This is a genomic window from Planococcus sp. 11815 (genome assembly GCF_051096385.1).
Lineage (GTDB): Bacteria > Bacillota > Bacilli > Bacillales_A > Planococcaceae > Planococcus > Planococcus citreus.
In genome coordinates, this window is record NZ_CP096991.1 from 1,286,649 (window position 1) to 1,299,821 (window position 13,173).

Sequence of the window (13,173 nt, forward strand, 5' to 3'; positions counted from 1 at the left end):
CCATGTGTACATTCTACCTTCAAAATTCCTCATGAAAACGCTTTAGCGCGTTGAATCGCTAAACATATTTCGTGACTTTGCTGAATAGTTTGCTTATAATGGTCATATCGTGTTAATATGACACCTATTATAGGGTCACTCTTGAAAGGGGAAGTGGAGAATGAGTCAGACAGAATTGGAACAGCTTAGAGAACAAGTGGATGCAGTAAACCTGCAAATTCTTTCTCTTATCAACGAGAGAGCTTCCGTGATCCAAGAGATCGGGAAAATCAAGGAAAAGCAAGGCGCTACTAAGTACGATCCATTACGCGAGCGTCATATGCTTAATCTATTGAAAGACAATAACAATGGTCCACTCGATCAAAAGACGGTCGATCATATTTTCAAGGAAATCTTCAAATCGGCACTCGATATGCAAGAAGAGGACAGCCGCAAAGCACTTCTCGTTTCCCGCAAGAAAAAAGCGGAAGACACAATCGTTTCCGTCAACGGCGAGAACATCGGCGAAGGCACACCATCGTTTATCTTCGGCCCATGTGCTGTTGAGTCGCAAGAGCAAGTTGACCAAGTAGCACAAGCTATCAGCGACAAAGGCTTGAAACTGATCCGAGGCGGGGCTTACAAGCCGCGTACATCGCCATATGATTTCCAAGGACTAGGGTTAGAAGGCTTGAAGATGCTGAAAAAAGCAGCTGATCAATATAAGCTTGGCGTTGTGACAGAAATCGTGACACCGCATCATCTGGAAGAAGCATTGGATTACCTGGATGTCGTTCAGGTCGGCGCACGCAATATGCAAAACTTCGAACTATTGAAAGCTGTTGGGCAGATCAACAAACCGGTGCTCTTGAAGCGCGGCATGTCTGCAACGGTCGATGAGTTCATCAAGGCAGCTGAATACATTATCGCTAACGGGAATGACCAGATCATCCTTTGCGAGCGGGGCATCCGCACATACGAAAAAGCGACGCGCAACACGCTGGATATTTCCGCGGTGCCGATCTTGAAACAAGAAACGCATTTGCCGGTCTTCGTGGATGTTACACATTCTACTGGCCGCCGCGATTTGCTATTGCCTGCAGCTAAAGCGGCAATCGCTATCGGAGCTGACGGCGTGATGGCAGAGGTCCACCCAGATCCTGCAGTCGCACTTTCTGACGCACAGCAGCAAATGAGTTTGCCGCAATTCGATGAATACTACGATTCATTGATGAAATTCATGAAGCAGTACGAATTGAAAGTATGAGCAAAAGCCGGACTCGTTCCGGCTTTTTTGTGTTTTAAAAGGCAGGCAGCGGGGAAAGGTCATGGAATAAGGGCTTAAAGATGGACAGTTTCATGAACTTTCCCGATAAGCGCTGCTGCAATACATAATAAGAGTTGATATTCATAAAGCGGTTATCGTATCATTGAATGAAAGAATGGAACAGGAGGGCGCAAAATGACCGTTACGATTTATGATGTGGCACGTGAGGCAAATGTTTCCATGGCTACCGTATCCCGGGTAGTGAATGGCAACCAAAATGTAAAACCAGCCACAAGAAAAAAAGTATTGAAAGTGATCGAAGAACTCGGCTATCGTCCGAATGCCGTAGCTCGCGGATTGGCGAGCAAGAAAACAACAACGGTCGGCGTCATTTTACCCGATATATCGAATAGCACGTATTCTGAACTGGCACGGGGCATTGAAGATATCGCGACGATGTACCGCTACAATATCATCCTGTCCAATTCTGACCAAAATCCGAACAAAGAGCTTCAATTGCTTGAAACGATGCTCGGCAAGCAAGTGGATGGCATTGTCTTCATGAGCGATGTCATCTCGGATGAATTGCGTAAGGAAATGGAACGCTCCCCGACACCGATCGTCTTAGCGGGTTCAATCGATGATACAGCATCGATCGCTTCCGTTAATATCGATTATTATGCAGCTGCCTATGAAGCGGTCAAGAAATTCATCGACAGCGGGCATAAGAAAATTGCTTATATTTCAGGGCCGTTATCGTCCGAGATCAACCGTGAACATAAGCTGAAAGCCTATCAGGATGCATTGCAGGAAGCAGGGCTCGATTATGATGAGCGCCTTGTCGTCGAATGCAATAACACCTATGAAGAAGGCCTGGAAGCTGTGAGTGAACTGGAATCGATTGAACCGACAGCTTATTTCGTCAGCAACGATGAAATGTCCATAGGCGTCATCCATGCAGTGGAAGCGCTCGGCAAACAGATTCCGGAAGACGTTGAAGTCATCACTTACGAAAACTCGAAGCTTGCACGCATGGCACGTCCAATGTTGACGGCCGTTGCTTTGCCGCTCTACGATATCGGTGCGGTGTCGATGCGCTTGCTGACAAAGTACATGAACAACGAAGAAATCGAAGAAAACCAAGTCGTGCTGCCTTATCGCTTGGAAGAACGTCAGTCCACTAGGCATCAATAGATTTCTTTGATTACGTTTATTCAATAGAAAACCGCCCTTGCAAGGGGATTGAATCCAATCCTCAAGCAAGGGCGGTTTTTTTGTTCAAACTGCGGAATATTCCGACTAAATAAAGCGTGGCTTATTGATTGCGGATCATATACAGCGCCTTATCGAGCATTTGCTGATTTTTTTCGGTGATCTCCGCTTTTCTTGGAATCGGCTTATACAAATTTTCCGGATCTTCCCATGTCTCGATCAAAGGGACAGGGGATTCAGGCTGCCAGCGCTTGAGCCATGCTTCAGGCAACTTTCCGTGCGGCAACGGATGGCTGTTCATTTCCATCCATAGGAGCGACCAAGCACGGGGTACGACCCGCCAGATGTCATAGCCGCCGCCACCGACCGCTATCCACTTGCCGTCGCAAAACTCATGCGCCAATTCATGGGCGATCTTCGGGATTTCGCGGTAGATTTCCATCGTGCTGCTCAAATGCGTCAAGGGATCCAAATAATGTGCGTCAGCGCCGTTCTGGCTTAAAATGACATCCGGCTTGAAATGTTCGACGATTTCACGCATGGCGGTCCGGTAAATATCCAAAAACGATTCATCTTCAGTGAAGGCATCGATCGGGAAGTTGAATGAAGTGCCATAGCCTTGGCCACTTCCGCGTTCATTGATATTGCCGGTGCCGGGGAATAGGTAGCGTCCCGTTTCGTGGATCGACACGGTACATACATCCGGGTCGTCATAGAAGCACCATTGCACGCCGTCGCCGTGATGGGCATCCGTATCGATATAGAGGACGCGTGCACCGTATTTCTCTTTCAAGTAATGGATGGCGACCGAGCTGTCGTTATAGATGCAAAAGCCGGACGCCTTTCCTCGGAATCCGTGGTGTAAACCGCCGCCGAGATTCAAGGCATGTTCGGCTTTGCCTTCCATCACTTGATCGACAGCGGTCAATGTGCCGCCGACCAAACGGGCACTCGCTTCATGCATATTTTCAAAAATCGGCGTATCTTCCGTACCGATGCCGTAACCTTCCCCGGCTTCCGGAGTGATTTCGCCGCGGCTTGCTTTCTTGACGATATCGATATAGCGCTGGTCATGCGCGAGCAATAGTTCTTCATCTGTTGCAGTCCGTGCAGGCACAATCAAATCCTCTGGAAGGGCGTCCATTTCCCTAAGTAAATCAATGGTAAGAATGAGCCGTTTTTGGTTGAACGGATGCGTATCAGAAAATTTATACCCCAATTGATCTTCTGAATAGATGAAGACAGCGTGTTTTTTCATTCCTGCATGAGATTCGGCCATAAGACATCGAAACCTTCTTTGCGCAGATCTTCAATAATGGAAATGGGGTTCATCGTTTTGATACGGAAAGCCAGGATCTTATTGGAATTGTCTTCCCGATCCGGGTAGACGAGTACGCTCAATACATTGACTTTGTGCTCATAGAACACTTTGCTCACTTCATAGAGTGCGCCTGAACGGTTAGGGACTTTGATTTCGATTTGAGAGCCCGGTTGGTGTGCGCCGGTCAATTCGATATACGTATACAATAAGTCGGTTTCTGTCAGAAAGCCGACGAGTTCGTTTTGGCTAACGACCGGCAGGCAGCCGATCTTCTGTTCATAGAACAGCAAGGCGATTTCTTCGACAAAATCGAGCGGGTGGGCGATCATCGGATTTTTGGTCATGATCTCCGATACTTTCTTTTTATACGGTTCGCCTTTCGGGGATACCGTGAACATGGAGGGCATGGCATCTTTCAAGTCGCGGTCAGTGACGATGCCGACCACTTTCCCGTCATCGACGATGGGAGCGTGGCGAATCCTTTTTTCTTCGAACAAATCCAGTACATCTTGGACGGTCTGGTCTGAGCGCAGCGTAAAAACATCCTTCTTCATGATTTCTTCTACTAGCATACAAGCACCCCTTTAGTAATCAGTACATATAGCGGTTCATGAAACGCAGCTGATCGAACTTTTGGATCGACTCGGTATCGACGCGAGAACCGATGCGCGCCATCAGCGTGTTGGCTGGATGCGAGCTGATTTCCGGATCATCCGTGGCGAAATACTCCAGCCCCCCAGCCTGCATCATCTTTTCCATGATCTTGCGGTATTCCCAGACATTCAGCCCGGTTCCTTTTAAATCCCAATGCCAATAATATTCGGTCGTGATGACGATGAAATCGTTAAAGGCATCATCCATCATCGATACTTGCAGCAGTGCTTTGCCGACACCGGCACCGCGATATTTCGGAATGACCTCGATCGCCCCGAGCTCGATCAAGTTCTCCATCTTTCCTTCGGACCAGCGTTCAAGTGGATCGGGGTAGAGGTAGGTGACATACCCGACAATCATGTTTTGGTCACGCGCAATCAATATGCGCCCTTCCGGTAAATCCGCTATTTCCGTGATGGCTTTATGCTGCTGTTCCGGTGGGCGGAAAGCGACCAAGTCCTCATGGAAATCCAGTTCTTTCAATTCCTTAGATGGGACGGGGCCTTCGATGATGAGTGGCCCGTGTTTCGTTTTCAATTCCATCGCATTGTACGTCTTCTTATGTTCCATCATTTCACCGCCTGTGGTTGCAATTAGCTTCATTATACATGAAGGGCGGAAGGAAAAGAAAGTTGCTTGGATAAATACACCGTATTTTCTAAAGAATTAAAATTATTAGCATTTACCTTCCAGGTTGATGTAGAATATAGAGAAACAAAGGGAAAGGGTGATTTATGTGAAAGTGGAAGCGTTACCAGCAAAACCAGGGGAGCATCATTTACATAATTACGAAGAGCAGTCGGCGAGTTTCGATTGGTCGGAAGTTGAAAAAGAGTTCAGCTGGTCTCAAACCGGGAAAATCAATATTGCCCATGAGGCGATTGACCGCCATGCTGAATCGGACCGCAAAAACAAAGTCGCTCTCTATTATAAAGACCAGCATCGTCATGAAACCTATACATTCTATGAGATGAAACGCATGACGAACCGCGCGGCGAATCTTTTGAAATCGCATTCCGATTTGGAGAAAGGAGACCGCATCTTCATCTTTATGCCGCGTTCACCTGAACTGTATTTCCTTATGTTCGGTGCATTGAAGATGGGCTTGATCGTTGGGCCGCTATTTGAAGCATTCATGGAAGGGGCAATCTACGACCGTCTGGATGACAGCGACGCCAAAGCGATCATCACTACGCCGGAATTGCTCCCGCGCATCCCGAAAGACCGTCTTCCTAATTTGAAGACGATCTTCCTAGTGGGAGCGGAAGGGGCAGAAGAAAGCGGGGGCCATGTCGATGTGCTCAAGCATCTTGATTCCTGCTCGGATCAATTCGATGTCGAATGGCTGGAAAAAGAAGATGGATTGGTTCTTCATTATACATCCGGTTCTACAGGCAAACCAAAAGGCGTCCTGCACGCGCAATATGCCATGGTGCAGCAATACCAGACGGGCAAATGGGTACTGGATTTCCAGGAGCAGGATATTTATTGGTGCACAGCTGACCCGGGCTGGGTGACGGGAACGGCTTACGGCGTGTTCTCTCCGTGGCTGAATGGTGTCACGACTGTCATTCTCGGCGGTCGCTTCTCTCCGGATGCCTGGTACCAGGCAATTGAAGATTTCGGTGTCACGGTATGGTATAGTGCCCCGACAGCGTTCCGCATGTTGATGGGCGCAGGTGATGCATTGGTGAAAGAATACGACCTGTCGACATTGCGCCACGTTTTATCCGTCGGTGAGCCGTTGAACCCGGAAGTCGTCAAGTGGGGTGCGCAAGTGTTCGATAAACGGATCCACGATACATGGTGGATGACGGAAACAGGGGCACAAGTCATTTGCAATTACCCATCGATGGCAATCAAGCCAGGCTCGATGGGCAAACCGATACCAGGTGTGCAAGCGGCGATTGTAGATGATCAAGGCAAGGAATTGCCGGCGAATCAAATGGGGAATCTGGCGATTAAAAAAGGCTGGCCATCCATGATGCGCCAAATCTGGAACAACCCGCAAAAATACGATTCTTACTTCTTAAATGATGAATGGTATGTGTCTGGAGACTCGGCTTATATGGACGAGGATGGGTATTTCTGGTTCCAAGGAAGAGTGGACGATGTCATTATGACTTCAGGCGAGCGTGTCGGACCATTTGAAGTGGAAAGCAAATTACTCGAGCATCCTGCAGTCGCTGAAGCAGGTGTCATCGGCAAACCTGACCCGGTGCGCGGGGAAATCATCAAAGCGTTCGTCGCGCTTGTTGAAGGCTATGAGCCATCCGATGAACTGATCGAGGACATCCGCCAGTTCGTCAAGAAAGAACTGGCCGCCCACGCAGCACCGCGTGAAATCGAATTTAAAGACAAGCTTCCGAAAACGCGAAGCGGCAAAATCATGCGCCGCGTCTTGAAAGCTTGGGAATTGGATCTGCCGACTGGCGATTTGTCCACAATGGAAGATTAAAAAAAGCCCCTCTGCTAAATGCAGAGGGGCTTTTGTCATGCTGCGTCTTCTTCGTTCTCTGGAGTTTCCGTGTCAGGTTCTGACTGCTCTTCTGGTTGTTCCGGTTCTTCCGGTTCTTCAGGTGGTGCTTCTTCCTCTTCTTCTGGTTCTTCTTCCGGTTCTTCTGGAGCTGGAGTTTCTTCGGCTGGTTCTTCCTCAGCCGGTTCTTCTTCAGGCTCTTCTTCCGGCTCTTGTCTTTCTGTTTCTTGCGCTGGCGCCGGAGTTTCTTCTCTTTCCGGTTCCGGGGCAGGAGCAGGTTCTGGTTCAGGAGCAGGTTCCGGTTTTGGCGCTGCAATCGTCACGCCATTGGACGCTGAGGATTGACGGCCTGTAATATCCACTGCGACGACTGTATAAGTTCCAGGGCCAGGTGCGCTAAAGGAGTTACTGCTCGATTCTGAAACTGAAGCGACTCTGCTGCCGCCGCGGAATACGCGATAACCGACGACATCGTTTGAAGCGGAATCGCTCCACGTAATTGTGCGTCCATTGATTGAAGTGCCGACAGGGGCAGGGGCCGCGCTGTCTGCATCGAAATTGGCGCTGGAGACGACGTTGCTGAATCGTGAACTGCCAGGGAATAATTTGCCTGCGTCTCCTCCGAATGGAGCGAGCATGCGATCGACGTATTCTTCTGAAACGCCGAGGCCGCCGCCTGACACAAATTCACTTGGTGTATTCGACAAAGCAGCATAGCGTTTGCCGTTGATGGTCGTGTATGAGCCGCTGCTCAAGCTGTCGTCGCCATCTTTTGGTGTCATGATATCAGCGATGAACAAATCGGAACGGACCAAGCCGGCTTTTTTACAAGCTTCGTTCGGAGCGAATCCAGAGATTCCGCAGAACGAGCGGCTGACGATGCCATCCGGTTCCTGGAATTTGTCTCCTGAACCGATAGCGTCAGGTGCGACGTCATAAGTTGCATTCATCAAGTTCGCCCATAATTGGTTGACGCGGACGGATGGCTGCAAGTTTTGGTTTCTGAAATTATCCAGAGAGTATTTTTCTTTATCGTAGCCGAGCCAAACGCCCATCGTGATATTCGGGTTATAGCCGACGAGCCAGACATCGCGTGTCTCTTGTGTCGTCCCGGTCTTGCCGGCAAAGTCCGCGTTGAACTTCAGCATGCCGTTTGCGCGATTGGCCGTTCCGCGATCTGTCTTGAAGACATCGCGAAGCATATCGGTCAATACGTAAGAAGCTTGAGGCGTGAAGACATCTTTCGCTTCGGCTTCATGTTCATAAATGACATTGCCATCCGCATCTTCGATTTTATCGATCATCGTCGTTTCCATATGCTTGCCGCCATTGGCGAGAGCCGCATAGGCATTCGCGACTTCTTCAACTGACCCTTCGATGCCGCCGCCAAGTGCTGCGGAAACGACGCCATCGCCTTCGTCTACGCGCGAGAAGCCATTGTCGATCAAATATTGGATCGGCATGTCATCGCGCATTTGTGCAAACAAGCGCAAGGCGGGAAGGTTCTGCGATTGTGCAAGTGCATCGCGTGCCGGCATGATGCCTTGCTCGCTTGTTGGGATGAAGTTCGTTGGTTCATAGCTATTGCCGTTATCGTTCATTGTAAATTTCACATCGACCACCGGGCTGCCGGCGCCGATCAAGCCATTTTCCAAGGCTGGGCCGTAAACGAGCAGGGGCTTAACCGTGGAACCGATCGAGCGATAGGCTTGCGTTGCGTGGTTCAAGTTTTCGATTTCGTGGTCACGTCCGCCGACAAAACTCAAGATGCGGCCGGTGTCGTTTTCCAAAGTAACACTGCCGACTTGTACAGGCAGTTGGCGGGTTTTTGTTTCGCCGTCTTCATCAATATAATCCTCGGATAGGGTCGTGCCGTATCCTTGATAGGCTTTCTGTGTCTTTTCTTGCGCAATATACAGTTCTTTATTGATACTCGAATGGATTCGGTAGCCATTCGACCGCACAGCGCGGTCAGCTAAAATTGCATATTCTTCATAGAGGTTTTGATCCTGGTCCAGTGTTTCAGGATCAATGCCATTTTGCTCGGCCAGCACATCCATGATGATGCGGGTGGCGCGTTTCTCTAACTCTGCAGTTACGAAAGGATGATCTTCGTATGAGCGGGTTTCACCAGTTCTGAAGTCTGCGACAATATCGTACTCCAAAGCTTCTTGATATTCCGCTTCGGTGATATAGCCTGTTTCAAGCATGCGGTACAAGACCGTTTTCATGCGGTTGAGGCCAGGCTCAAGGCCGGCCTCCTCTTTAACTTCACCCCTGTTTGTATATGGTGTGTAACTGAAAGGCGCTTTCGGGATACCGGCGATGAATGCTGCTTGCGGCAAGTTCAAGTCGCTTGCAGGAACATCGAATATGCCTTTAGCAGCCGTTTCGATCCCTGCGATGTTCGTGCCCGCTGAATTTCTGCCATATGGGATGATATTCAAATAAGCTTCCATAATGTCTTCTTTGTTCATGAATTTCTCAAGACGCATCGCCAAGAGGATTTCTTTCGCTTTGCGTTCATAAGATACTTCGTTTGTCAAAATCTGGTTTTTGATTAATTGCTGGGTCAACGTTGATCCGCCTGATTGGCTGTCCGAATTGGAGACATCCTGGAACAAGCCACGCATGATTGCTTTCGGGACAATTCCTTCATGTTCAAAGAAATACTCATCTTCAGTAGCTAGGACTGCATCGATAGCCACATCGGAGACATCTTCCAAAGTCGTTTCTTCGCGGTCAAGGTCGGTTTGCAGTTTGCCAAGGTAGGTATTGTCGGCAAAGTACAATTGGGAAGTTTCTTCATAGCTATAGATGTCCGACAGCATTTCCTCTTCAGTCCGCAGCTGTTCTTCGTCCACCAGTGAAGCGAAATAGCCGGCTCCTGCCGATGCGGCAAACACGCCGCCCGCCACCAGTATAATAGCTAGAATGATTGCCAAATTCCAAATGACGCCCGTCGTGATTTTAAAACGCCTAAACCACTTATGGGAAGTCCATCTATCGGTTGTTTCCTCTGCCTTCAATAACCATCTTCTAAATTTATCTTGCACATTATCCCCCTCCTAAAAATCTTTTTCATTATAGCATAATCCGATAATTGAAACGAAAGATATTGACAATCTTTAGGATTCGAGTACACTACATAATAGAATCTTCATAATCAAACGGAGAACGGCCCCCAGTAGGGCATGCAATTTTGAAACCAGAGAGCCGGTGGATGGTGCAAACCGGCCAAAATGCATGCGTCGAATTACAGGCCTGGAGTTTGCGGAAGTGCCCCGTCTGGCACATTCAAGTGGGAGGATGTGTCCTCCAAGCTGGGTGGTACCGCGCATATGCGTCCCTGCATGAATTTCATGCAGGGGCTTTTTTGTGTCCCGGCAATCAGGTGAAGCAGATAAAGGGAGGAAATTTACATGACAAATGCATTAATCGACGATTTAAACTGGCGCGGGCTTCTGTACCAGCAAACAGACGAAGAAGGAATGGCAAAAGTGCTAGACCAGGAAAAAATTTCACTGTATTGCGGTGTCGACCCGACTGCCGACAGCATGCACATCGGCCATATCGTGCCGCTTTTGACTTTGCGCCGTTTTCAATTGCACGGCCATCGCCCGATCCTTTTGGTGGGCGGGGCAACCGGCATGATCGGGGATCCATCTGGACGCAACGAAGAGCGCCAATTGCAATCGACGGAACAGATCGACCGCAATGTCGATTCGATCAAAAAGCAAATGGAACAGATCTTTGATTTCCAGACGGAGAACGGGGCGAAAATGGTTAACAACCGCGACTGGATCGGCGGCATGAGCGTCATCGAGTTCCTGCGCGATTTCGGTAAATTAATTTCCGTCAATTACATGCTGGCGAAAGATTCGGTCGCATCGCGTCTCGAAGGCGGAATTTCGTTTACGGAGTTTTCCTATACCTTAATCCAAGCGATCGACTTCAACCATCTTTACAATGAATACAATTGCCGCGTTCAAATCGGCGGGTCGGACCAGTGGGGCAATATCACCTCAGGTCTCGAAGTGATCCGCAAGACGCACGAAGAAGAAGCGAAAGCGTTCGGGATTACAATCCCGCTCGTAACAAAAGCGGACGGCACAAAATTCGGTAAGACGGCGGGCGGCGCAGTTTGGCTTGATGCGAAAAAGACCTCCCCTTACGAGTTCTACCAGTTCTGGATCAATACGGCTGATGCAGATGTCGTGAAATACTTGAAGATTTTTACGTTCCTCGAAAAACAGGAAATCGAAGCACTCGCCGAAAGTGTTGAAACGGAAGCGCATCTCAGAAAAGCGCAAACCGTGCTCGCGGAAGAAATGACCAAGCTCATTCACGGGCAAGAAGCACTCGCAGATGCCCAGCGCATCACAAAAGCATTGTTCAGCGGCGATCTGAAAAGTTTGAGCGCAGACGAAATGAAAGCGGCGTTCAAAGACGTTCCTTCTGTCGAGATGGCGAAACAAGCGAAGCCGATCGTCGATTTGATTGTCGACAGTAAAGTATCTCCTTCGAAACGCCAAGCACGTGAAGATATCACGAACGGTGCGATTTCGATTAACGGCGAGAAAATCCGCGACCTGGAATACGTGGTTGATGAAAAAGACCGTTTGGATGACGAATTCGCGATCGTCCGGCGTGGCAAGAAAAAATACCATATGATCCATTTCGTTTAAACACTGACGCCGCCAGCATCTGCTGGCGGCGTTTTTTGATGTTGTGAAATGTTTAGCGCATCTTCGACGGGGAAACATATATCACTAAGATGCATGAACAGGATTCCAAAACATGAAATGGAGGGCGAGTAATATGTCACGAGTGGTCGGATCATACGGTACGGAAATGGAAGCGGTGGAAGTCATCGAAGATCTTCAGCGGCAAGGCTACCGCGACGAAGACATTTCAGTGCTCAGTAAAGATAAGGGTGATGTAGAGCGCGTAACAGAAGAAACTGGGACGCAGGCCGGTGAAGGAGCCGCTGCCGGTGCCGCTACAGGCGGAGCGCTCGGCGGTCTCGGCGGCGTCTTGGCCGGGCTTGGCGCGCTGGCTATTCCTGGCATCGGGCCAATCGTTGCAGCTGGCCCGATTGCAGCCGGTTTGACAGGCGCAGCAGCGGGAGCAGGCGTTGGTGGGATTGCCGGCGCTTTAATTGGCCTTGGCGTCCCTGAAGACGAAGCAAAAAGCTACGAAGAACAGTTTAAAGAAGGGCACATTCTCGTACTGGTGGAAGACGATGAAGCGAAACAGCCTGACCGCAATGATGTGGACCGGTTTACAGAAAATGATGATCCATTGATCGGTACCGAACGCTCAACAAATATTCGCGGTGATGCCGGGCCGGGGCGCGACCGGCTGTAAAGTTGGATAGACGAAAAAACCCCGCGGCGCTGTTATGCGCCGTGGGGTTTTTGAGGTCTTGCATTATACATGCGATTGCTTTTCTTTAATGAATGAAGGGAGCGGGAAATCCGCGAATGCTTGTGGATGGACCAATTTGCCGAGTTTGATGGCTCCTTCGATCAACCTGGGGGATGGCCGGCAGAATAAAGCCTCTTCCATCACATGGATATGTTCGATCGCTTTCATCGATTTCCAATCCGGGCGTTTCAAGACAAGTTCTGGTTTGACTTTCGAGGTCATGATGCCGACCCAAGCGAGCAAAATATAGTCCGGATTGCGTTGTTTAACGGCATCCCAATCTGTTTGGATGTTCGCCGTTTCCTCATCTTCGAAACAATTGCGGGCGCCGACAAGCCGGCTGATTTCGCTGAGCCAATTGACGCCTCCCGGGGTGAACACGGGTTTTGGCCACCATTCCCAGTAGAGGGACGGAGAGGACGTGGCGCTGTCGCCTCGTTTTTTCAATTCGGCGATCGCTGCGTCATATTCCGCGAGAACCGCTGAGCTGTCGAAGTGAATGGCTTCGGCGACCGTTTCCAGATCATTGCGGATGTCCGCGAGCGATTGCGGGTCCAGGATAAGGTGCGGAATGTTGCGTTTTTCGAGCTCTTCAATATTTTTTTCCATGCCGGGCACGCTGAGCGATGCCAGGACGATGTCTGGCGCAAGGGCTTCGACTTCATCCATGCGTATTGAGAGATCCGGCCCCAGACGCGGAAGCCGTTCGATGCTCTTCGGCCAGTCGGAATAATCATCGACGCCGACCAGCAGATGATCGGCTTTCAAAAAAGCGAGCAACTCGGTATTGCTTGGGCAAATGGATACGATTCGCATAAAGACGCCTCCTTTATA

The 13,173-nt window shown here is 49.5% G+C and carries 10 protein-coding genes; 5 read left to right on the forward strand and 5 right to left on the reverse strand.

What is annotated here, in order from left to right:
- Window positions 1-160 precede the first annotated feature (160 nt).
- Window positions 161-1,246, forward strand: a complete 1,086-nt coding sequence (locus M1Q06_RS06620) for a bifunctional 3-deoxy-7-phosphoheptulonate synthase/chorismate mutase (RefSeq protein ID WP_121301160.1) — start codon at window positions 161-163, stop codon at window positions 1,244-1,246.
- Window positions 1,247-1,441: 195 nt separating this feature from the next.
- Window positions 1,442-2,440 carry a catabolite control protein A gene (gene ccpA, locus M1Q06_RS06625; protein ID WP_121301159.1) on the forward strand — a complete coding sequence of 333 codons (999 nt, stop codon included), beginning with the start codon at window positions 1,442-1,444 and terminating at the stop codon, window positions 2,438-2,440.
- A 121-nt stretch (window positions 2,441-2,561) separates the two neighbouring features.
- Here the strand turns inward: ccpA and M1Q06_RS06630 are convergent, their stop codons facing one another.
- From M1Q06_RS06630 to M1Q06_RS06640, 3 genes are read right to left on the reverse strand one after another with little or no spacing between them, the layout of a single operon-like run.
- Window positions 2,562-3,737, reverse strand: coding sequence for an acetoin utilization protein AcuC (locus M1Q06_RS06630; RefSeq protein WP_434402351.1), 1,176 nt, complete (start codon window positions 3,735-3,737; stop codon window positions 2,562-2,564).
- A complete protein-coding gene (locus tag M1Q06_RS06635; protein ID WP_058381120.1) occupies window positions 3,713-4,351 on the reverse strand; it encodes an acetoin utilization AcuB family protein in 639 nt (212 codons plus the stop codon). The genes M1Q06_RS06630 and M1Q06_RS06635 overlap by 25 nt, the downstream gene beginning before the upstream one ends.
- A 19-nt stretch (window positions 4,352-4,370) precedes the next feature.
- Window positions 4,371-5,003 carry a GNAT family N-acetyltransferase gene (locus tag M1Q06_RS06640; RefSeq protein WP_434402353.1) on the reverse strand — a complete coding sequence of 211 codons (633 nt, stop codon included), beginning with the start codon at window positions 5,001-5,003 and terminating at the stop codon, window positions 4,371-4,373.
- 166 nt (window positions 5,004-5,169) lie between these two features.
- Between M1Q06_RS06640 and acsA the strand changes: the two genes are divergently transcribed.
- Window positions 5,170-6,891 (forward strand): acetate--CoA ligase, encoded by a 1,722-nt coding sequence (gene acsA, locus M1Q06_RS06645; RefSeq protein ID WP_434402355.1) that lies wholly within the window; start codon window positions 5,170-5,172, stop codon window positions 6,889-6,891.
- A 35-nt stretch (window positions 6,892-6,926) separates the two neighbouring features.
- On the opposite strand, the gene M1Q06_RS06650 is transcribed toward acsA, so the two are convergent.
- Window positions 6,927-9,965, reverse strand: coding sequence for a transglycosylase domain-containing protein (locus tag M1Q06_RS06650; RefSeq protein ID WP_434402357.1), 3,039 nt, complete (start codon window positions 9,963-9,965; stop codon window positions 6,927-6,929).
- Between the two features lie 366 nt (window positions 9,966-10,331).
- Here M1Q06_RS06650 and tyrS point away from each other — a divergent pair, with 366 nt between their 5' ends.
- Window positions 10,332-11,597: a tyrosine--tRNA ligase gene (tyrS, locus tag M1Q06_RS06655; protein ID WP_434402359.1), complete on the forward strand. Its 1,266-nt coding sequence runs from the start codon at window positions 10,332-10,334 to the stop codon at window positions 11,595-11,597.
- A gap of 133 nt (window positions 11,598-11,730) precedes the next feature.
- Window positions 11,731-12,279, forward strand: coding sequence for a general stress protein (locus M1Q06_RS06660; RefSeq protein WP_121301153.1), 549 nt, complete (start codon window positions 11,731-11,733; stop codon window positions 12,277-12,279).
- 63 nt (window positions 12,280-12,342) lie between these two features.
- Here M1Q06_RS06660 and M1Q06_RS06665 read toward each other — a convergent pair whose 3' ends face one another.
- Window positions 12,343-13,155 carry a cobalamin-binding protein gene (locus M1Q06_RS06665; RefSeq protein WP_434402361.1) on the reverse strand — a complete coding sequence of 271 codons (813 nt, stop codon included), beginning with the start codon at window positions 13,153-13,155 and terminating at the stop codon, window positions 12,343-12,345.
- Window positions 13,156-13,173: the final 18 nt, after the last annotated feature.

Coding starts and splice junctions, on each gene's coding strand:
- tyrS (WP_434402359.1), top strand. CDS start 10,332: ATGACAAATGCATTAATCGACGATTTAAACTGGCGCGGGCTTCTGTAC.
- M1Q06_RS06660 (WP_121301153.1), top strand. CDS start 11,731: ATGTCACGAGTGGTCGGATCATACGGTACGGAAATGGAAGCGGTGGAA.
- M1Q06_RS06630 (WP_434402351.1), bottom strand. CDS start 3,737: ATGGCCGAATCTCATGCAGGAATGAAAAAACACGCTGTCTTCATCTAT.
- M1Q06_RS06620 (WP_121301160.1), top strand. CDS start 161: ATGAGTCAGACAGAATTGGAACAGCTTAGAGAACAAGTGGATGCAGTA.
- M1Q06_RS06635 (WP_058381120.1), bottom strand. CDS start 4,351: ATGCTAGTAGAAGAAATCATGAAGAAGGATGTTTTTACGCTGCGCTCA.
- ccpA (WP_121301159.1), top strand. CDS start 1,442: ATGACCGTTACGATTTATGATGTGGCACGTGAGGCAAATGTTTCCATG.
- M1Q06_RS06665 (WP_434402361.1), bottom strand. CDS start 13,155: ATGCGAATCGTATCCATTTGCCCAAGCAATACCGAGTTGCTCGCTTTT.
- M1Q06_RS06640 (WP_434402353.1), bottom strand. CDS start 5,003: ATGGAACATAAGAAGACGTACAATGCGATGGAATTGAAAACGAAACAC.